This is a genomic window from Streptomyces sp. NPDC004065, from assembly GCF_044903565.1.
Lineage (GTDB): Bacteria > Actinomycetota > Actinomycetes > Streptomycetales > Streptomycetaceae > Streptomyces.
The window spans coordinates 83,886-104,405 of record NZ_JBJDQT010000014.1 but is presented as its reverse complement, the minus strand read 5'-3'; the positions used below and the strand labels follow the sequence as shown (position 1 = coordinate 104,405).

At 73.9% G+C, this 20,520-nt stretch carries 12 protein-coding genes; 10 read left to right on the top strand and 2 right to left on the bottom strand.

The annotated features are described in order from the left end of the window. The first annotated feature begins 11 nt into the window (after nt 1–11). The 4 genes from ACI2LW_RS17205 (at nt 12) to ACI2LW_RS17190 (ending at nt 7,459) form a co-directional block, all read left to right on the top strand. Nucleotides 12–2,249: an MMPL family transporter gene (locus ACI2LW_RS17205; RefSeq protein ID WP_404732015.1), complete on the top strand. Its 2,238-nt coding sequence runs from the start codon at nt 12–14 to the stop codon at nt 2,247–2,249. 79 nt (nt 2,250–2,328) lie between these two features. Next, the gene (locus tag ACI2LW_RS17200) at nt 2,329–3,102 is read left to right on the top strand and encodes a hypothetical protein (protein ID WP_404732014.1); all 774 of its coding nucleotides are present in this window, start codon (nt 2,329–2,331) and stop codon (nt 3,100–3,102) included. Nucleotides 3,103–3,275: 173 nt separating this feature from the next. After that, nucleotides 3,276–3,500, top strand: a complete 225-nt coding sequence (locus tag ACI2LW_RS17195; RefSeq protein WP_404732013.1) for a hypothetical protein — start codon at nt 3,276–3,278, stop codon at nt 3,498–3,500. 911 nt (nt 3,501–4,411) lie between these two features. Beyond that, the gene (locus tag ACI2LW_RS17190) at nt 4,412–7,459 is read left to right on the top strand and encodes an AAA family ATPase (protein WP_404732012.1); all 3,048 of its coding nucleotides are present in this window, start codon (nt 4,412–4,414) and stop codon (nt 7,457–7,459) included. Between the two features lie 4 nt (nt 7,460–7,463). Here ACI2LW_RS17190 and ACI2LW_RS17185 read toward each other — a convergent pair whose 3' ends face one another. Both ACI2LW_RS17185 and ACI2LW_RS17180 read right to left on the bottom strand, forming a co-directional pair. Then, on the bottom strand, nt 7,464–8,636 hold the full coding sequence (locus ACI2LW_RS17185) for a PQQ-dependent sugar dehydrogenase (RefSeq protein ID WP_404732011.1): 1,173 nt from the start codon (nt 8,634–8,636) through the stop codon (nt 7,464–7,466). A 181-nt stretch (nt 8,637–8,817) separates the two neighbouring features. Next, entirely contained in the window at nt 8,818–9,816 is a 999-nt protein-coding gene (locus ACI2LW_RS17180) for an aldo/keto reductase (protein WP_404732010.1), read from the bottom strand. A gap of 77 nt (nt 9,817–9,893) precedes the next feature. Here ACI2LW_RS17180 and ACI2LW_RS17175 point away from each other — a divergent pair, with 77 nt between their 5' ends. The 6 genes from ACI2LW_RS17175 to serA all read left to right on the top strand — a co-directional run bounded on the left by ACI2LW_RS17175 (nt 9,894) and on the right by serA (nt 20,355). Beyond that, complete coding sequence (locus tag ACI2LW_RS17175; protein ID WP_404732009.1) at nt 9,894–10,856, top strand: 2-hydroxyacid dehydrogenase; 963 nt, start codon at nt 9,894–9,896, stop codon at nt 10,854–10,856. A 376-nt stretch (nt 10,857–11,232) separates the two neighbouring features. Continuing rightward, the gene (locus tag ACI2LW_RS17170; protein ID WP_404732008.1) at nt 11,233–14,712 is read left to right on the top strand and encodes a putative bifunctional diguanylate cyclase/phosphodiesterase; all 3,480 of its coding nucleotides are present in this window, start codon (nt 11,233–11,235) and stop codon (nt 14,710–14,712) included. 242 nt (nt 14,713–14,954) lie between these two features. Beyond that, on the top strand, nt 14,955–16,802 hold the full coding sequence (locus ACI2LW_RS17165) for an acetolactate synthase large subunit (protein WP_404732007.1): 1,848 nt from the start codon (nt 14,955–14,957) through the stop codon (nt 16,800–16,802). A 44-nt stretch (nt 16,803–16,846) separates the two neighbouring features. After that, on the top strand, nt 16,847–17,374 hold the full coding sequence (gene ilvN / locus ACI2LW_RS17160) for an acetolactate synthase small subunit (RefSeq protein ID WP_404732006.1): 528 nt from the start codon (nt 16,847–16,849) through the stop codon (nt 17,372–17,374). A 118-nt stretch (nt 17,375–17,492) separates the two neighbouring features. Beyond that, the gene (gene ilvC / locus ACI2LW_RS17155; RefSeq protein WP_404732005.1) at nt 17,493–18,491 is read left to right on the top strand and encodes a ketol-acid reductoisomerase; all 999 of its coding nucleotides are present in this window, start codon (nt 17,493–17,495) and stop codon (nt 18,489–18,491) included. A 274-nt stretch (nt 18,492–18,765) separates the two neighbouring features. Then, nucleotides 18,766–20,355: a phosphoglycerate dehydrogenase gene (gene serA / locus ACI2LW_RS17150; RefSeq protein ID WP_404732004.1), complete on the top strand. Its 1,590-nt coding sequence runs from the start codon at nt 18,766–18,768 to the stop codon at nt 20,353–20,355. Nucleotides 20,356–20,520 lie beyond the last annotated feature (165 nt).

Sequence of the window (20,520 nt, the reverse complement as noted above, 5' to 3'; positions counted from 1 at the left end):
GAGCACGTTTCGTGGCAGCCCTCGCGCGCTGGTGTGTCCGGCACCGCCTCGTCGCCGTACTGCTCTGGCTCCTCGCCTTCGGCGGGGTGACCGCGGCCGCCTCCCTCACCGGCGCGGCGTACTCCAACGACTACGAGGTCCCCGCCACCGACTCCGGCCGCGCCACGCAGCTGCTGCAGAAGGACTTCCCCGGGCTCGCCGGCGACAACGACACGGTGGTGTGGCGCACCACGTCCGGCACCGTCCGGGCCGCCGACGTCGAGCAGACCATGACCCGCGCCCTGGACCGGATCGCGGACCTGCCCGCCGTGGCCTCCGTGACCAGCCCCTACAAGGGCGGCCACGGCGCGGACCGGATCAGCCGCGACGGACGCACCGCCTACGCGACGGTCACCTTCGACCGCCCCGCGCAGGGCGTCACCGAGGCCCAGGCGCGGGCGGTGGCCGACGTGGCCCGGGCCGCCGCCACCGACGGCCTCCAGGTGGAGCTCGGCGGCAGCGCGGTCGCGCACACCCAGTCCTCCGGCGGGCATCTCGCCGAGATCGCCGGAGTGGCCGTGGCGGCCGTGGTACTGCTGGTCGCCTTCGGCTCGCTCGCGGCCGCGATGCTGCCCATCGCCACCGCGCTGGTGAGCGTCGGCACCGCCCACGGCGCGGTCCAGCTGCTCGGGCACGCCATGAAGGTGGCCGACTTCGCGCCCATGCTCGGCATGCTGATCGGGCTCGGTGTCGGCATCGACTACGCGCTGTTCATCGTCACCCGGCACCGGCGCGGCCTGAAACGCGGGCTGAGCACCGAGGAGTCGGTCACGCGCGCCGTCGCCACCACCGGACGCGCGGTCGTCTTCGCGGGTGCCACCGTCTGCATCGCCCTGCTCGGCATGCTGATCCTGCGGCTCGGCTTCCTCAACGGGGTCGCCGTCGCCGCCTCGGCGACCGTCGTGCTCACCGTGGCCGGATCGGTGACCCTGCTGCCGGCCCTGCTGTCCTTCATCGGTCCGCGCGCCCTGAGCCGGCGGGAGCGCCGCCGGCTGGCCGAGCACGGGCCCGAGCCCGAACTGCCCACCGGCCTCGCCGCCCGCTGGGCCGCCTTCGTCGAACGCCGGCCCAGGCTCCTGGGCGCCCTCGCCCTCGCGGTCATCACCCTGCTCGCCCTGCCCACGCTCTCCCTCCGCCTGGGCACCTCCGACCAGGGCAACGACCCCGCCTCGTCGACCACCCGGCGGGCCTACGACCTGATCGCCGACGGCTTCGGCCCTGGCGTCAACGGACCGCTGACCCTGGTGACCCGGGTGGACGGCGGCGAGGACAAGCTGGCCCTCGACAATCTCGACGCCGCGCTGCGCGCCACCGACGGGGTCGCCGCGGTCACCCCGGCGACGTACAACACCGGCGGCACCGCCGCCTTGCTGACCGTGGTCCCCGACTCCGCGCCCCAGTCGCAGCGCACCAGTGACCTCGTCCACCGGCTGCGCACCGAGGTGCTGCCGCGCGCCGAGACCGGCACCGGCCTCGATGTGCACGTCGGCGGGGTCACCGCCGGATACGACGACTTCGCCGGGGTCATCGTGGGCAGACTGCCCCTGTTCGTCGGCGTGGTCGTGGGCCTCGGCTGCGTCCTGCTGCTGCTCGCCTTCCGGTCGCTCGGCATCCCCCTCAAGGCCGCCGTGATGAACGTGGCCGCCGTCGCCGCCGCCTTCGGCGTGGTCGTGGCGATCTTCCAGTGGGGCTGGGGCTGCGAGTTCCTCGGCCTCGGCCGGGCCGGGCCCATCGAGCCCTTCCTGCCCGTGATCATGGTGTCGGTGCTCTTCGGGCTCTCCATGGACTACCAGGTCTTCCTGGTCAGCCGGATGTACGAGGAGTGGCTGGAGACCGGCGACAACCGGCGTGCCGTCCGCGTCGGCCTCGCCGAGACCAGCCGGGTGATCAACTCGGCCGCGGTCATCATGATGTCGGTCTTCCTCGCGTTCGTGCTCAGCGGCGACCGGGTGATCGCCCTGTTCGGCATCGGGCTGGCCGCCGCCGTCGCCCTGGACGCCTTCGTGCTGCGCACCCTGCTGGTGCCCGCGCTGATGCACCTGCTCGGCGGCGCCAACTGGTGGCTGCCGCGCCGGCTGGACCGGGTACTGCCCCGGATCAGCATCGAGCCGCCCGAGTGCCGCGCCGCGCACGAGAGGCTCAACCGGGTCACCCGGTCCGTGACCGAGCCGGCCGGGCGGACGCGGGACGTACGCGACATCCACGGGTGAGGACTCGCCGCGAGCCGCCCGCCCGTGTCCGGGCGGCTCGCGGCGATCATTAAGGGACCTCTCAGAGAGCCTCCGTACGGTGCGGGGCATGGGAACCAGCAGTGCGAAGAAGGCCGGGGCCGCGCATGAGGCCGAGGCGAGGAACGACCAGGACACGCCGGACGCGACCGGCGCCGCCGACGCGACCGACGTGAGGGGTGCCGCCCACGCGGCCGACACGGCTGGTGCGACCGGTGCGACCGACCCTGCCGGTGCCGCCGGTCCTGCCGGGGCGACGCCCGCCGGGCCGGGGAACGCCGAGGGCGCCGATCCGGCGGGGGCGGATGCCGTGGCCGGGACCGATGGCGGGACCACGGCTGGGACCACGGCCGGGGCCGCGGCGGAGGCCGAGGCCGAGGCCGGTGGGGGTGCGGAGGCCGGGGCGCGACAGGGGTCCGGGGAGGCGGACGGGGGCGACGGTCCCTCGGGGGTCGGGCAGGGCGCGGGCGCCGTCGTGTCCGCCGCGCTCGGTCTCGTCTCGCTGAGCGGGAGCTGGCTCGGCACCGTGGCCGGTGCGCGCGAGCAGCTGATCGGCCAGTTGCGCACCGCGTCGTCGGCCGGCATCGCCCAGCAGATCAAGGAGGTCTACGGCGACGCCTGGCGCACCACCGCGCTGTGGGGCGGGCTGTTCGCCCTGGCCGCGCTCGTCGTGGGCGTCGTGGTGCTGGCCCGGCCCGCGTTCGGCGCCCCGGGCAGGCCGCAGGCGCCCTGGATCAAGTCGGTCGCCTGGGCGGGCGTCGTCCTGGGGGTCGTCGGTCTGCTGCTGGCGGTCCTGAAGTACACGGACGCCCTGCTCGGACTGCCGTCGGCCTGAGCGCCGCCCACGGCCCGCCGAGGGGCCTTAGGGACCGGCCGCGGGTCCTTACCCCGCCCCCTGAGGCCCCTTGCGCGTCCCTAAGGCCGCAACCGCCGCGCAAGATGCGGAACTTACCCGATGTGGCCGGTGCCCCTGGGAGACGAAGGTGGTGTCCGGCATCGCGGAAGGCGATGCCGGACACCACCACTCACCAGGGAGACACCGTGCTGACGTACGAGCTGTACCAGATGCGTTCCGCCGAGCTGCGCCGGCAGGCCGACCAGGAGCGCCTGGTGCGCACCGCCCTCATCGGCCGCCGCGCCGCCCGCAAGGGGGCGCATACGGCCCAGGAAGCGCCGGAGCCCGAGGCTCATACCCCCGGCCCGCGCCGCCGGCGCTTCACCCACGCCGCATGACCAGCCGGCCACGGCGCCCCGCGCCCGCACCGCCGGGCCCGGCCGCTCCGGCGGCCACCGCATCCGCCCCGGCCCGCCCGCTGCCCGCCGCCTCCGGCCCTCACCTCCCCGAGGCCGCCCACGGCGGCCCCGGACGGTCCGGGGCCACCCCGGGCGGCCCCGCCCGGGGTGGAGCGGACCTGCCCGGGGCGGACCGGCCGCGGGCCGCCACCGGCCGCGGGAGCGCCCGCACGGCGACGGCCCCCGGCATGTCCGTCGGTTCCGCGACGGCCGTCGGCATGTCCGCCAGCTCCGCGGCGGCCCCCGGCGCGTCCGTCGGGACCGTGAGGTCCGTCGGCACGTCCGTCGGCTGCGCGACGGCCGCCGGCGCGTCCGCCGGGAGCGCGACGGCCGTCGGAGCATCCGTCGGTTCCGCGACGGTCGTCGGCACGTCCGTTGGCTGCGCGACGGCCCCCGGCGCGTCCGTCGGGACCGTGAGGTCCGTCGGCACGTCCGTCGGCTGCGCGACGGCCCCCAGCGCGTCCGCCGGGAGCGCGACGGTCGTCGGCACGTCCGTCGGCTGCGCGGCGGCCCCCGGCGCGTCCGTCGGGACCGTGAGGTCCGTCGGCACGTCCGTCGGCTGCGCGACGGCCCCCGGAGCATCCGTCGGTTCCGCGACGGCCCCCGGAGCATCCACCGGTTCCGTGACGGCCGTCGGCACGTCCGTCGGCTGCGCGACGGCCGTCGGAGCATCCACCGGTTCCGCGACCGCCTCCGGCGCGTCCGCCGGTTCCGCGACGGCCCCCGGCGCGTCCGCCGGCACCGCGACCGCCCCCCGCGCGACCGCCCGCGCCGCCTCCGTGCGCGCCGGCGGCGGGCGTCCGCGGGTGCTCCCGGTGAAAACCGGTGCCGTGCTGTCGGACCCTCGTGCGATGCTCGGGGCTGTGGAGAGCAGGTCTGTCAGTCCGGTGTTCGTCGGTCGCGTCGACGAGTTGCGCACGCTGCACGACGCGCTCGCCCGTGCCGCCGCGGGGGAGCCGCAGGCGCTGGTGGTGGGCGGTGAGGCCGGGGTCGGCAAGACCCGGCTGGTCGAGGAGTTCACCGGCGCCGCCGCCCGCCAGGGCGCCGTCGTCGCGCTCGGCGGCTGTGTGGAGGTGGGCGGCGACGGGCTGCCCTTCGCCCCGTTCTCCACCGCCCTGCGCGCCCTGCGCCGGGAACTGCCCGACGAGGTGGCCGCCGCCGCGGCCGGCCAGCAGGAGGACCTCGCCCGGCTGCTGCCCGAGCTGGTCGACCCCGCGGCCCCGCGTACCGCGGGCCGGCACGACGAGGAGGGCATGGCCCGCCTCTTCGAGCTCACCGCCCGCCTGCTGGAACACGTCGCCGCCGAGCGCACCGTCGTGGTCGCCCTGGAGGACCTGCACTGGGCCGACGCCTCCACCCGCCACCTGCTGGCCTACCTCTTCCGCACCCTGCGCACCGGCCGGCTCGTCGTCCTCGCCACCTACCGCTCCGACGACATCCACCGCCGGCACCCGCTGCGCCCCCTGCTCGCCGAACTCGACCGGCTGCGCAGCGTCCGCCGCCTCGAACTGGCCCGTTTCACCCGGGACGAGGTGGGCCGCCAGATCGCCGGCATCCTCGCCACCGAGCCCGAGCCCGCGCAGGTCGACGACATCTTCGAGCGCTCCGACGGCAACGCCTTCTTCGTCGAGGAACTCGCCGTCTGCGCCACCGAGGGCTGCACCTGCATCAGCGAATCACTGCGCGACCTGCTCCTGGTGCGGGTGGAAGCGCTGCCCGAGACCGCCCAGCAGGTCGTCCGGATCGCCGCCGAGGGCGGCTCCACCGTCGAGTACCGGCTGCTCGCCGCCGTGGCCCGGCTCGCCGAGGACGACCTCATCGAGGCACTGCGGGCCGCCGTCAACGCCAGCATCCTCACCGCCGCGCCCACCGGGGACGGCTACGGCTTCCGGCACTCCCTGGTGCGCGAGGCCGTCAGCGACGACCTGCTGCCCGGCGAGCGCTCCCGCCTCAACCGCCGCTACGCCGAGGCCCTGGAGGCCGACCCGACGCTCGTCCCCGCCGACGAGCGCGTGCTGCGGCTGGCCAGCTACTGGTACCACGCCCACGACCCGGCCAAGGCCCTGCCCGCCGTCCTGGACGCCTCCGTCACGGCCCGCGCCCGGCACGCCTACAGTGAGCAACTGCGGCTGCTGGAGCGGGCGATGGAGCTGTGGGACGCCGCCCCCGAGGACGTGCGGGCCCGGCTGCGGCCCGTCGACTACGCCGAGGTCTACCCGCCCTGCGGCTGCGACCCGGCCACCACGCCCCTGCGCTACCTGGACCTGATGGCGGAGGCCGCCGTCGCCGGGCGCCTGTCCGGGGAGCGGGAACGCGCCTGGAAGATCACCAAGCGGGCGCTGCGCATCCTTCAGGACGAGCACGACCCGCTGCGCGCCGCCTGGTTCTGGATCCAGCGCTCCCGGCTGGTCCAGGCGAAGGCGAAGGGCGACGGCTGGACGGAACTGGCCACCGCGCAGGAACTGGTGCGCGGGCTGCCGCCGTCCGAGGTGCACGCCGAGGTGCTGGCCCACGTCGCCAACTGGTCGATGGTCCACGAGCCGGGACCGGAGGCGTTCTCCGCCGCCCAGCGCGCCGTGGAGTACGCCCGGATGGTCGGCGCCCGCGAGATCGAGATGAACGCCCGGCTCACGCTGGGCGGACTCATGGTCGACGCCGGCGACGTGGAGGCCGGTCTCACCGAGATGCACGAGGTCAAGACGCGCACCGTGCAGGACGGCATCGCCGCCGTCGCGGGCCGCGCCTACGTGAATCTGCCCTCCGAGCTGGAGTCGGTGGGACGCTCCCGGGAAGCGGTGCCGATCATGGAGGAGGGCATCGCCTTCACCCGCCGGTACGGCCAGCTGGACTCCGAGGCCTGGGTGTGGGGCAACCTCGCCGAGTCGCTGTACCACCTCGGCCGCTGGGACGAGGCCGCCGAGGCGGCCACCCGCTCCCGCCGCGTCGGCCAGAGCGCCAAGCCGCGCGGCTTCCACGCCCGCATACGCGCCGAACTGGCCCTCGCCCGCGGCGATCTGGCCGAGGCCGCGGCCCAGCTGGCCGACGCCCGCGCCCACTTCGGCACCCACGACTTCGCACCGCAGCACTCCCTGCCGCTGTCCCGCATCGCGATCGCCGTCGCCGCGGGCGAGGGCCGCCTGCTCGACGCCCGCGCCGAACTCGAACGCGTCCTCGAGGCCGGCTTCCCGCCCGGCACCCAGCGCTACGGCTGGCCCCTGCTGGTCACCGCCGCCACCGTGGAGACCCGCGCGGCCGCACTGCCCGCCGCCGTGCCCGGACGCCCCGAGACCCTGGAGCGCATCCGCCTGGCCGCCAAGCGGCTCGCCACCAACGTGCCCGTCTGGCAGGCACACGAACACTGGGTGCGCGCCGAGCTGCTGCGCGCCGAGGGCCGCGCCACCCCGGAGGACTGGGCCGGCACCGTCACGGCCTTCGAGAGCCTCGAACGCCCCTACGACCTCGCGCGCGTGCGCTACCGGCTGGCCGGGGCCCTGCTCGCCACCGGCGACGGCGAACGGGAGCGCGCCACCGAGCTGCTGCGCCTGGCGCACGCCGTCGCCGAGCACCTGGGCGCCCGCCCCCTCGCCGACGCGGTCGCCTCTCTCGCCCAGCGCGGCCGCCTCTCCCTGACCGGAGCCCCGCCGCGGCCGGCGGTCGACGACCCGGCGGGCGCCCTGGGCCTGACCAGCCGGGAACGCGACGTGCTGCGCCTGGTCTCCGCCGGCCGCACCAACCGCCAGATAGCCGAGGAGCTGTTCATCTCCCCGAAGACGGCCAGCGTCCACGTCTCCAACATCCTGTCCAAGCTGGGCGTCTCGGGCAGGACGGAGGCGGCGGCGCTGGCCCACCGCCTGGGCCTGTTCCCGCAGGGCGCGGGGGAGAGCCTGGTGGCGCGGTGACGGGCTACGTCACCCGGAGTTCCAGGATCCGGTCGTCGCCCTTGTCCGGGGTGCCGCGGCCGTCGGTGTTGCTGGTGACCAGCCACAGCCTGTCGCCGCCCGCCGCGACGACCGTGCGCAGCCGGCCGTAGTCACCGGTCAGGAACGCCTGGGGCGCCGCCGACGCCGCGGTGCCCCGCAGCGGGATACGCCACAGCCGCTCGCCCTTCAGGCCCGCCATCCACACCGAGCCCTCGACGTGGGCGACGCCGCTCGGGGAGGCGTCGTCGGTGCGCCACTGGGCGAGCGGGTTGCGGAACCCGGTGCCCTTGGCGGTGCCCTCGGCCTCGGGCCAGCCGTAGTTGCCGCCCGGCACGATCGCGTTCAGCTCGTCCCAGGTGTCCTGGCCGAACTCCGACGCGAACAGGCGCTGTCTGCCGTCCCAGGCCAGACCCTGCACGTTGCGGTGGCCGTAGGAGTACACCGGCGAGCCCGGGAACGGATTGCCCGGGGCGGGCTCGCCCTCCGGCGTCAGCCGCAGGATCTTGCCGCCCAGGGACTTCCTGTCCTGCGCCAGCCCCCGGTCGCCGCTCTCCCCGGTGCCCGCGTACAGCATCCGGTCGGGTCCGAAGGCGATCCGCCCGCCGTTGTGGATCACGCCCTTGGGGATGCCCTTGAACACCGTGTCGGGCGCGCCCAGTTGCTCCCCGGCCGGCTTCCCGCCGTCGTACAGCATCCGCACGATGCGGTTGTCGGAGGCAGAGGTGAAGTACGCGTAGACCATGTGGTCGGAGGCGTAGTCGGGGGACAGGGCGATGCCGAGCAGGCCGCCCTCGCCCTGAGGGGCCACCCCGGACACGGTGCCCAGCTCGGTCTTCCGGCCGGTCGCGGCGTCGACCCGGGTGATCGTCGCCGTGTCCCGGGAGGAGACCAGCAGATCCCCGTCGGGCAGCGGGGCCAGTCCCCACGGCGAGTTCAGGCCCTCCGCGACCGTGCGCACCACCTTCACCGAGCCCTTCGCCGGCGGGGCGCTCTCCCCGGCGCTCCGCCCCGGGGGCGAGGCCTGCGCCGTCGTGGGCCGCGGCGACCCGCTGTCCGCGCCGCCCGCGGGCCCCCCTCCGCCGCCGGAGGAGCAGCCGGCCGTCAGCAGCAGGGCGGCGGCCGTCAGGGCCGTCACAACTCGACGTCGCACGATCATGTCCCTTCGACGCGGCGGGGCTCTGACTGTCATACCCCGCGCACGCCCTGCGAAGTTCCCGAACGGCGCGACGCGACCCGGCGATCGGACCGGGCGATCGGACCGTGCGGCCGGACCCGGCGGCCGGACCCGGCGCCGGACCGTGCGGCCGGACCCGGCGGCCGGCCGCCCGGCCCGGCGCTCAGTCCCAGGACCCCCGCGCCGCCGGCAGCCGCGCCATCTCCGCGAGGTCCCGCTCCGTCAGCCGCAGCCCGGCCGCGCCCGCGTTCTCCACCACCCAGCGCTCCCGCTTGGCGCCCGGGACCGGGACCACCTGGCTGCCCTGGGCGAGCACCCACGCCAGGGCCACCTGGGCGGGGGTGACCCGCTCGCCGTGGCGCGCGGCCACCCGCCGCAGCCCGGCGACGATCGGCTGGTTCGCGGCCATCATCTCGGCGGTGAAGCGGGGATGACGCGCGCGCAGGTCGTCCGGCTCGAAGCCCTCGCCGGGTGTCAGCGTGCCGGTCAGGAAGCCGTTGCCGAGCGGCATCGCGGCCAGGAAGCCGACACCGCGCGCCGCGCACCAGGGGAGCAGCGACTCCAGCGCCTCCGGCGACCACACCGACAGCTCCGCCTGCACCGCGCTCACCGGGAAGACCTGCTGCACCCGCTCCAGCTGGCGGATCGTTCCGTCGTACAGCCGGTCCCCGGACCGGCGTCCGCCGCGCACGCCGACGGCGCACAGCCCCAGCGCGCGCACCTTCCCGGCCCGCACCAGCTCCGCCATCGCCCCCCAGGTCTCCTCCACCGGGACCTCCGGATCGGCGCGGTGCAGCTGGTACAGGTCGATCACGTCCGTCTGCAGCCGCCGCAGCGAGGCGTCGCAGGCCCGGCGCACATAGCCGGGACGGCCGTTGGCCACGATGTGCTGCTCGCCCACGAGCAGCCCGGCCTTCGTGGAGACGAAGGCGTCCCCGCGCCGCTCCTTCAGCACCCGTCCCAGCAGCAGCTCATTGGTGAACGGCCCGTACATGTCGGCCGTGTCCAGCAGGTTCGAGCCCAGGTCCAGCGCCCGGTGCACGGCCCGTACCGACTCCTCCCCCCGCTGCCGCGACTGGCTGTAGGCCCAGCTCATCGGCATGCATCCGAGTCCTACGGCCCCCACCGCGAGTGCCGCCGCGCCGATCGTCCTGCGCTCCACCTCGCCGTAAACCTCCCTCGCCCGCGACCCACCAACCTAGCCGCTGCCGTCGGACGCCCTGACATAGCCTCCTGACCATGACTGGTGACGTGTGGCTGCCCATCCCGCCCGACGAGATCGAGGGGCTCCCCAAGGGGCCGGACTACCTCTTCTGGGACGGAGGCGACGACGGCGCCCAGGAGTTCCCCGGCGACCCCGCCGACTGCGTCTTCTACGTCGTGCCGTACATGAGGCCCGCCGAGGTCTGCGTGCGGCCGATGCCCCGGATGAGCTCCGTGCGGGTCGTGCAGACACTGTCCGCCGGCACCGACCACGTCGAGCCGGCCCTGGCGGACCTGCCCGCCGGCGTGCGGCTGTGCAACGCGCGCGGAGTGCACGAGGCGAGCACGGCGGAACTCGCCCTCACCCTGGTCCTGGCCTCCCTGCGGGGCGTCCCCGAGTTCGTGCGGGCCCAGGACCGGGGCCTGTGGCGGGGAGGCTTCCACCCCGCGCTGGCCGACCGGAACGTCCTCATCGTGGGCTACGGCTCGATCGGCGCCGCCATCGAGGACCGGCTCGTGCCGTTCGAGGTCGCGCGGGTGGCGCGCGTGGCGCGCTCCCCGCGCACCACGGCGCGCGGTCCGGTGCATCCGATCGCCGATCTGCCCTCTCTGCTTCCGGACGCCGATGTCGTCATCGTGTCCACGCCCTTGACGGAGGACACCCGCGCCCTGGTGAACGCCGACTTCCTGGCCCGGATGAAGGACGGCGCGCTCCTGGTGAACGTCGCCCGCGGACCCGTGGTGGACACCGAGGCGCTGCTGGCCGCACTGGAGGGCGGCCGCGTCACCGCCGCCCTCGACGTCACCGACCCCGAGCCGCTGCCCGCGGACCACCCCCTGTGGACCGCTCCCGGGGTGCTGATCAGCCCGCACGTCGGCGGCGCGACCTCCGCCTTCCTGCCCCGTGCCGAACGCCTGCTCGTCAACCAGCTGCACCGCTTCGTGAACCGGGAGCCGCTCGCCAACGTGATCCTGACGACGGGGGCGAAAGGCGCGTAGTCCGCTTCGGGCACCGTCCGCAATCCCCCGGACGCGGTGCGTGCCCGCACATGCGCTGGTCGTCACGGAGCGTAGAGGAACTATGTCCCTGAGTGACGAGACTGGTGTATCGTCCCCGACAGGGGCTGCGCCGCGGACCGTTCGGCGCCGGGGACGGACATTTCAGACTGCGAGGGGGGCGACGGGCGATGCACGGCCTATGGACGAACGATCCGACGCGGCGGGGCCGCCACCGGAGGCCCTGGCGCACGGCCGCGCGCAGACGCGGTCACCACACCTGCCATCAGCACCCCCGCGGGCCGGGCGCCCGCAGGAGGCACGCCCACCCGTGGCACCGGGAGGCGCGCGACCCGGCGGCCCGCACCGGGAGGGACCGGTGAGCCCGCCGCCGCCCGCCATGCCCACGCTGGGCGGACCGCTGCGGACCCAGTCCCCGCCCGCCAGGCCGCTGCCCCGGCCGGCCGCCGCCCGCAGGCCGGGACCGCCCCCCCGGCTGGTGCTGGTGCTGGTGTGCGCGGGATATCTGGTCGGAGCCGCGAGCGGCTGGGGTTCGAACGAGGTTGCGCTGATCATGGGTGACTTCGGGCTGACCGCGGCGGCCGGCACCGCCGCCGTGTCGTGCGCCGTGTACGCCCGCGGTCACCGCGTCCGGTTCCGGTCCGCCTGGCTGCTGTTCTCCCTCTCCTCGGCGATGGCGGCCCTGGGCAACGCGGTCTGGGGGTGGTACGAGGTCGTCCTGGACGCGCCCGTGCCCAGCCCCAGCTACGCGGACCTGTTCTTCCTGTGCTTCGCGCCGCCCGCCATCGTCGGCCTGCTGGTCCTCGCCAAACGCCCGGTGACCAAGGCGGGCTGGGTGTGCCTCGGGCTCGACGCCTGGCTGATCGGCGGGTCGCTGCTCACCCTGTCGTGGAGCCTCGCGCTGGCCCAGGCGGCCAAGTTCGACGGGCCGAGCGTGGCGCACACGGCGCTGTCGCTGGCGTACCCGCTGCTGGACATCGCCCTGGTCAGCATGGTGCTCGCGCTGCACTTCCGGCGCTCACCGGTCAACCGCACCGCGGTGAACACCGCGATCGGCGGACTGGCCCTGACGGTGCTCAGCGACGCCCTGTTCACCTCGCCCCTGCTGCACAGCAGCTACCGCTCCGGGCAGTTGCTCGACGCCGGCTGGTTCGCCGGCTCGCTCCTGCTGGCCTACGCCCCGTGGGCCGCGCCCGGCTCCGGTCGTACGGCCGCCGGACCGGCCACGGCCGGACGGCGGGGCGTGAAGGGGCGCGAGGAAGACGGCCGCGCCCCGTTCGCGGGCGCCGCCCCCGGCCCCCACGACCAGGAGCCGCGCGACCGTGACCGCGACCGCCACCGCGACCGCGACCGGCACCCGCGCGGCGAACGCCCGCAGGATCCCCACGGGCCCGGCGGCCACTTCCCGAACGGGCACCCCGCGGGCGCGCACCCGCGGCACGGGACCGCGGCCCACCCGCACGCCCTCGACGGCCCCGACCGCCACGGCAACGGCACCGACGGCCACGAGCGCACGGCCGACGACCGCGCACGGACGCCGGGCGGCCACGCGCGCGTGGCCGGCGGGCACCCCCGCGGCGCCGACGGCGACCACGGCGCCACCGAAGGCGGCGACCGCCCCGGCGGCCGCGGGCGCGGGGCGCGCGAGCGGATCCCCGGGCCGCGCCCCGCGCGCCCGGCCGCGGCGCACGCCGGCGCCCTCCCGGGGCCCCTGCCGGGAGGCGACCTCGACCGGTACCCGGCCGGCCGCCCCATCTCCGGCTCCCTCGCCGCCCTCACGCCGTACCTCGCGGCCGCCGTGTGCACGCTGGGGATCCTCTACAACGTGCTCAACGGCCACAGCGTCGACCGCGTGGTGCTGGTCACCGCGGGCGCGGTCGTCCTGGCCCTCGTGGTGCGCCAGGGCATCATGCTGCTCGACAACATCAGCCTCGCCCAGGAACTCGCCCAGAAGGAGAACCACTTCCGCTCCCTGGTGCAGGGCTCCAGCGACGTCATCATGATCGCCGCGCCCAACGGCGTGCTGCGGTACGTCTCGCCCGCCGCGGCCGGGGTGTACGGACGGCCCGCCGAGGAACTGGTCGGCCGGGAGCTGGCCAGTCTCATCCACCCGGAGGACCTGGGCTGCGTGGTGCACGAGGTGCGCCGCTTCCTCGTGGCCGCACCCGAGGAGGAGCCCACCACCCGCATCGAGTGCCGCTTCCGGTCCGGCCACGGCGGGTGGCTGAACGTGGAGTCCACCATCAACCGCCACCACGGCGGGCTGATCTTCAACAGCCGGGACGTCACCGAACGCGTCCGACTCCAGGCGCAGTTGCAGCACAACGCCGAGCACGACCCGCTGACCGACCTGCCCAACCGGGCCCTGTTCACCAAGCGGGTCCAGCAGGCCCTGTCCGGCCGCCGCAGCACCGACCACGGCACGGCCGTGCTCTTCATCGACCTGGACGGCTTCAAGGGCGTCAACGACACCATCGGGCACCAGGCCGGCGACGAACTGCTCGTCCAGGCCGCCCGCCGGCTCCAGGAGGCGGTCCGCCACGGGGACACCGCCTCCCGGCTCGGCGGCGACGAGTTCGCCGCCCTCATCGTCGGGGACGGCACCCGCGACCGCGCCGCCCGCGAGAGGCACATCCTGGAACTCGCCGACCGTCTCAGGGTGACCCTCTCGCACCCCTACCTCATCGAGGGCAACGATGTCCGGGTCGCCGCCTCCATCGGCGTGGCCTTCGCCGAACCCGGCCTGGGAGCGGGGGAGCTGCTGCGCAACGCCGACCTCGCCATGTACCGGGCCAAGGCGGCCGGCAAGGGCCGGGTCGAGCTGTACAAGCCGCAGATGCAGCAGGACGTCGCACGCAAGGCGGAGCTGGCCACCCGGCTGCGGGCCGCCCTGCACGACGGCGAGTTCACCCTGCTGCACCAGCCGGTGGTGTCCCTGGACGACGGCCGGATCACGTCGGTCGCCGCGCAGGCCCGCTGGCGCTCCTCCCAGGGGGTCCTGTTCACCCCCGCCGAGTTCCTGCGGGTGGCCGAGGACAGCGAGAGAACGGCCGAACTGAGCCGCTGGCTGCTCGAGGAGGCCGTCGAGCAGGCCGCCGAGCGCGCCGCGACCGGCCTGGCCGTGCCCGTCACGGTCCGGACGGGCGCCCGGCTGCTGCTGGACCGCTCGCTGCCGCCCGGCTTCCTCGAGTCCCTGCTGACCCGGCACGGACTGCCGTCCGGTGCCCTGGTGATCGAGCTGTCCGATCTCGACCCGAGGGCCCCGCTGGACGAGCTGGAGCGCCGTCTGGCGGCCCTGCGGCGGCTCGGCGTGCGGATCGCGCTGGACGGCTTCGGTACCGGTCACGGCTCCCTCACGGCCCTGCGCAGACTGCCCGTCGACGTACTCAAACTCGACCGCGGACTGGTCGAGGGCGTCGTCGAGTCGGCACGGCTGCACAAGATCACCGGTGGGCTGCTGCGCATCGCCTGCGACCTCGGCCTTCAGTCCGTCGCCGACGGTGTGGACCTGCCGGAGCAGGTCGCGGCACTGCGCGCCCTGGGCTGCACCCACGGCCAGGGCATGGCGTTCGCCGCGCCGCTGGACGAGTACCGGCTGCGCCGGGCGCTCACTTCCGGCCACTACCCGGTGCCGCACGGACCGGCCGAGCCGGTGCTCGCCGGCGGGGGAGCGGGGGTCTACCGCACGCCCGGCGTGTCGGCCGGCCCCGTGACGGCCGGGCAGGTGACCTCGGGCGGGGTGACGGCCGGTGGAATGCCGGCCTCAGGGGTGTCCGCGGTGATCGGCGGCGGCACGGCGCTCCGTTCACATGATGAGACGCCCGTCCCACCCACTTGACAGTGAGTGGCTGCCGGGGGGAGGGTCGGGTCCATGCGCACCCGAATTCTCGTACTTGGACAGCGCGTCGGCTGAGCTGGGAACGACCGGAGGACGTCCGGAACCCCCAGCGACCCTCACCGGCGCGCTCCCCTCGCTTGCCTCACGGCACGAGGGGTTTTTTGTTGCACGGGCACCCTCGTACAACAGGCGTACACCGCACAAACCTCGCAAAAACCCTCAGCATCGAGAAGAGAATGCCGATGACCGAGCAGGCCACCGGGGCCCATCACCCGCAGCCGCGGCCCCGATCCGGAGGACACCACTCCGCTCCCGAGCACGTCACGGGTGCGCAGTCCCTCATCCGCTCTCTCGAGGAGGTCGGCGCCGACACGGTATTCGGCATTCCCGGCGGTGCGATCCTTCCCGCCTACGACCCGCTGATGGACTCCCGCCGGGTGCGCCACGTGCTGGTCCGTCACGAGCAGGGCGCCGGACACGCGGCCACCGGCTACGCGCAGGCCACCGGCAAGGTCGGCGTCTGCATGGCCACCTCGGGCCCCGGCGCCACCAACCTGGTCACCCCGATCGCCGACGCCCACATGGACTCGGTGCCGCTGGTCGCCATCACCGGCCAGGTGGCCTCCTCCTCGATCGGCACGGACGCCTTCCAGGAGGCGGACATCGTCGGCATCACCATGCCGGTCACCAAGCACAACTTCCTGGTCACCAAGGCCGAGGACATCCCCCGGGTGATCGCGCAGGCGTTCCACATCGCCTCCACCGGCCGCCCGGGCCCGGTCCTGGTCGACATCGCCAAGGACGCCCTGACGTCCCGGACCACGTTCTCCTGGCCGCCCGTGATGGACCTGCCCGGCTACCGGCCCGTCACCAAGCCGCACGCCAAGCAGATCCGCGAGGCGGCCAAGCTCATCACCTCCGCGAAGCGCCCCGTCCTCTACGTCGGCGGCGGTGTGATCAAGGCCCGGGCCACCGCCGAGCTGAAGGTCCTCGCGGAACTCACCGGAGCGCCCGTCACCACCACCCTGATGGCGCTCGGCGCATTCCCCGACAGCCACCCGCTGCACGTGGGAATGCCGGGCATGCACGGTGCGGTCACCGCCGTCACCGCGCTGCAGAAGGCCGACCTGATCGTCGCCCTCGGAGCCCGCTTCGACGACCGCGTCACCGGCAAGCTGGACAGCTTCGCCCCGTACGCCAAGATCGTCCACGCCGACATCGACCCGGCCGAGATCGGCAAGAACCGCGCCGCCGACGTGCCCATCGTCGGTGACGCCCGCGAGGTGCTGGCCGACCTCATCCAGGCGGTCCAGAAGGAGCACGCCGAGGGCCACAAGGGCGACTACAGCGCCTGGTGGAAGGACCTCAGCCGCTGGCGCGACACCTACCCGCTCGGCTACGACCAGCCGGAGGACGGCTCGCTCTCCCCGCAGCAGGTCATCCAGCGGATCGGACAGCTCGCCCCCGAGGGGACGGTCTTCGCCGCGGGCGTCGGCCAGCACCAGATGTGGGCCGCGCACTTCATCCAGTACGAACGGCCCGCCGGCTGGCTGAACTCCGGCGGCGCCGGAACCATGGGCTACGCGGTCCCCGCCGCCATGGGCGCCAAGGCCGGCCGCCCGGACGCCACCGTCTGGGCGATCGACGGGGACGGCTGCTTCCAGATGACCAACCAGGAGCTCACCACCTGCGCCCTGAACAACATCCCGATCAAGGTCGCCATCATCAACAACGGCGCCCTCGGGATGGTGCGCCAGTGGCAGACGCTGTTCTACAACCAGCGCTACTCCAACACCGTCCTGCACTCCGGCCCCGACGACGTCAACCCGCAGGCGCGGGGCACCCGGGTCCCCGACTTCGTGAAGCTGTCGGAGGCCATGGGCTGCTACGCCATCCGCTGCGAGTCCCCCGACGACCTCGACAAGGTCATCGAGGAGGCGAACTCGGTCAACGACCGCCCGGTCGTCGTCGACTTCATCGTGCACGAGGACGCCATGGTCTGGCCGATGGTCGCCGCCGGCACCTCCAACGACGAGATCATGGCCGCCCGGGACGTCCGCCCCGACTTCGGCGACAACGAGGACGACTGAGAGCACACCGGGACACCCGAGGACTTCAGGAAGGTACGACCGTCATGTCCACCAAGCACACGCTCTCGGTCCTGGTCGAGAACACACCCGGCATCCTCGCCCGGATCGCCGCCCTGTTCTCCCGCCGCGGCTTCAACATCGACTCGCTCGCGGTCGGCGTCACCGAGCACCCCGACATCTCCCGCATCACCATCGTGGTCAGCGTGGAGGACCTGCCGCTGGAGCAGGTCACCAAGCAGCTGAACAAGCTCGTCAACGTGCTGAAGATCGTCGAGCTCGATCCCGCGCAGGCCGTCCAGCGCGAACTCGTCCTGGTGAAGGTGCGCGCCGACAACGAGACGCGCTCGCAGATCGTGGAGATCGTCCAGCTGTTCCGCGCCAAGACCGTGGACGTCTCCCCGGAGGCCGTCACCATCGAGGCCACCGGCAGCAGCGACAAGCTGTCGGCCATGCTCAAGATGCTGGAGCAGTACGGCATCAAGGAGCTGGTCCAGTCCGGCACGATCGCCATCGGCCGCGGCGCCCGCTCGATCACCGACCGGTCGCTGCGCGCCCTCGACCGTTCGGCGTGAGGCCCGGTTCGGGCGGCCGGGTGACATCGGCCGCCCGTATACCGAGACCCGGAAACGTCCCGTCCCCCCACCGGCATACGGTGGGACGCACACCCCGCACACAAGGAGAGAACCCAAAGTGGCCGAGCTGTTCTACGACGCTGACGCCGACCTGTCCATCATCCAGGGCCGCAAGGTCGCGGTCATCGGCTACGGCAGCCAGGGCCACGCCCACGCCCTGTCGCTGCGCGACTCGGGTGTCGACGTGCGGGTCGGTCTGCACGAGGGCTCCAAGTCCAAGGCCAAGGCCGAGGAGCAGGGGCTGCGCGTGGTGACGCCGTCGCAGGCCGCCGCCGAGGCCGACGTCATCATGATCCTGGTGCCGGACCCGATCCAGTCCCAGGTCTACGAGGAGTCCATCGCCGGCAACCTGAAGGACGGCGACGCGCTGTTCTTCGGCCATGGCTTCAACATCCGCTTCGGCTTCATCAAGCCCCCGGCCGGCGTGGACGTGTGCATGGTCGCGCCCAAGGGCCCGGGCCACCTGGTGCGCCGTCAGTACGAGGAGGGCCGCGGCGTCCCCTGCATCGCCGCCGTCGAGCAGGACGCCTCGGGAGGCGCGTTCGAGCTGGCGCTGTCGTACGCCAAGGCCATCGGCGGCACCCGCGCCGGCGTCATCAAGACCACCTTCACCGAGGAGACCGAGACCGACCTGTTCGGTGAGCAGGCCGTGCTGTGCGGCGGTACGGCCGCGCTGGTCAAGGCGGGCTTCGAGACGCTGACCGAGGCGGGCTACCAGCCGGAGATCGCCTACTTCGAGTGCCTGCACGAGCTGAAGCTGATCGTCGACCTCATGTACGAGGGCGGCCTGGAGAAGATGCGCTGGTCGATCTCCGAGACCGCCGAGTGGGGCGACTACGTCACCGGCCCGCGGATCATCACCGACGCCACCAAGGCGGAGATGAAGAAGGTCCTCGCCGAGATCCAGGACGGCTCCTTCGCCCGCAACTGGATGGACGAGTACCACGGCGGTCTGAAGAAGTACAACGAGTACAAGAAGCAGGACTCCGAGCACCTGCTGGAGACCACCGGCAAGGAGCTGCGCAAGCTCATGAGCTGGGTGAACGAGGAGGCGTAGGCCTCATGCCGGGGGCCGGGGCGACGACTGCCCCGGCCCCTTCGGCGAACCGGGGGTAACGTCGTAGTCGACGGTGGATCCGCGGCGTTGTCCAACCCGTCCAGCCACGGACGGGTGATCCTTCCGCAGCGGCGCAATACGACGCACGCTGCGCCACTACACTGCTGCACAACAACGCGTCAGGCCCACAGCGTCGTGCGTCTTCCACGCGGCTAGCACCCCTCCGCCAGCGGCCGTCGGGACGGCCGTCCGCATTGGACTTGTGAGGACTCACGTGAGCTCGAAACCCGTCGTACTCATCGCTGAAGAGCTGTCGCCCGCGACCGTCGACGCGCTCGGCCCGGACTTCGAGATCAGGCACTGCAACGGCGCCGACCGGGCGGAGCTGCTGCCCGCGATCGCCGACGTGGACGCCATCCTGATCCGCTCGGCCACCAAGGTGGACGCCGAGGCGATCGCCGCGGCGAACAGGCTCAAGGTCGTCGCACGAGCCGGCGTCGGCCTGGACAACGTCGACGTCTCCGCCGCCACCAAGGCCGGCGTGATGGTCGTCAACGCCCCGACCTCCAACATCGTGACCGCCGCCGAGCTGGCCTGCGGCCTGATCCTCGCCACCGCCCGCAACATCCCGCAGGCCAACGCCGCGCTGAAGAACGGCGAGTGGAAGCGCAGCAAGTACACGGGCGTGGAGCTGGCGGAGAAGACCCTCGGCGTGGTCGGCCTCGGCCGCATCGGCGCGCTCGTCGCCCAGCGCATGTCCGCCTTCGGCATGAAGGTCGTCGCCTACGACCCCTATGTGCAGCCGGCGCGGGCCGCGCAGATGGGCGTGAAGGTGCTGACCCTGGACGAGCTGCTGGAGGTCTCCGACTTCATCACCGTCCACCTGCCCAAGACCCCGGAGACCCTGGGCCTGATCGGCGACGAGGCGCTGCGCAAGGTCAAGCCCGGCGTGCGCATCGTCAACGCCGCGCGCGGCGGCATCGTCGACGAGGAGGCGCTGTACTCGGCGCTCAAGGAGGGCCGGGTCGCCGGCGCCGGCCTGGACGTGTACGCCAAGGAGCCCTGCACGGACTCCCCGCTGTTCGAGTTCGACCAGGTCGTCTGCACCCCGCACCTGGGCGCCTCGACGGACGAGGCCCAGGAGAAGGCCGGCATCGCCGTCGCCAAGTCGGTCCGCCTGGCGCTCGCCGGTGAGCTGGTCCCGGACGCGGTGAACGTCCAGGGCGGTGTCATCGCCGAGGACGTCAAGCCCGGACTGCCGCTCGCCGAGCGCCTCGGCCGCATCTTCACCGCCCTCGCGGGCGAGGTCGCCGTCCGTCTCGACGTCGAGGTCTACGGCGAGATCACCCAGCACGACGTGAAGGTGCTGGAGCTGTCCGCGCTCAAGGGCGTCTTCGAGGACGTCGTCGACGAGACGGTCTCCTACGTCAACGCGCCGCTGTTCGCCCAGGAGCGGGGCGTCGAGGTCCGCCTCACCACCAGCTCCGAGTCGGCCGACCACCGCAACGTCGTCACCGTGCGCGGCACGCTCGCGGGCGGCGAGGAGGTCTCGGTCTCCGGCACCCTGGCCGGCCCCAAGCACGTCCAGAAGATCGTGGCCGTCGGCGACTACGACGTGGACCTCGCGCTCGCCGAGCACATGGTGGTGCTGCGCTACGAGGACCGTCCGGGCGTGGTCGGCACGGTGGGCCGCATCATCGGCGAGGCCGGCATCAACATCGCCGGCATGCAGGTCGCGCGTGCCGCCGCGGGCGGTGAGGCGCTCGCCGTCCTCACGGTGGACGACACGGTGCCGCAGAGCGTCCTGACGGAGGTCGCGGCGGAGATCGGGGCGACGTCCGCCCGTTCGGTGAACCTCGTCTGAGTCACGCACCCGTCCGCCCCGGGCCACCGCCGTCCCCGGGGCGGACCGCGCCGAACCCCGTTCCCCGCAAGCCCGAACCCCGTTCCGCTGGAACGGGGTTCGCGCGTTCACGCCGGACGGGAGGCCGGGCTGGGACGGCCGTCCCGGGGCGGGCCGGCCGGGTCG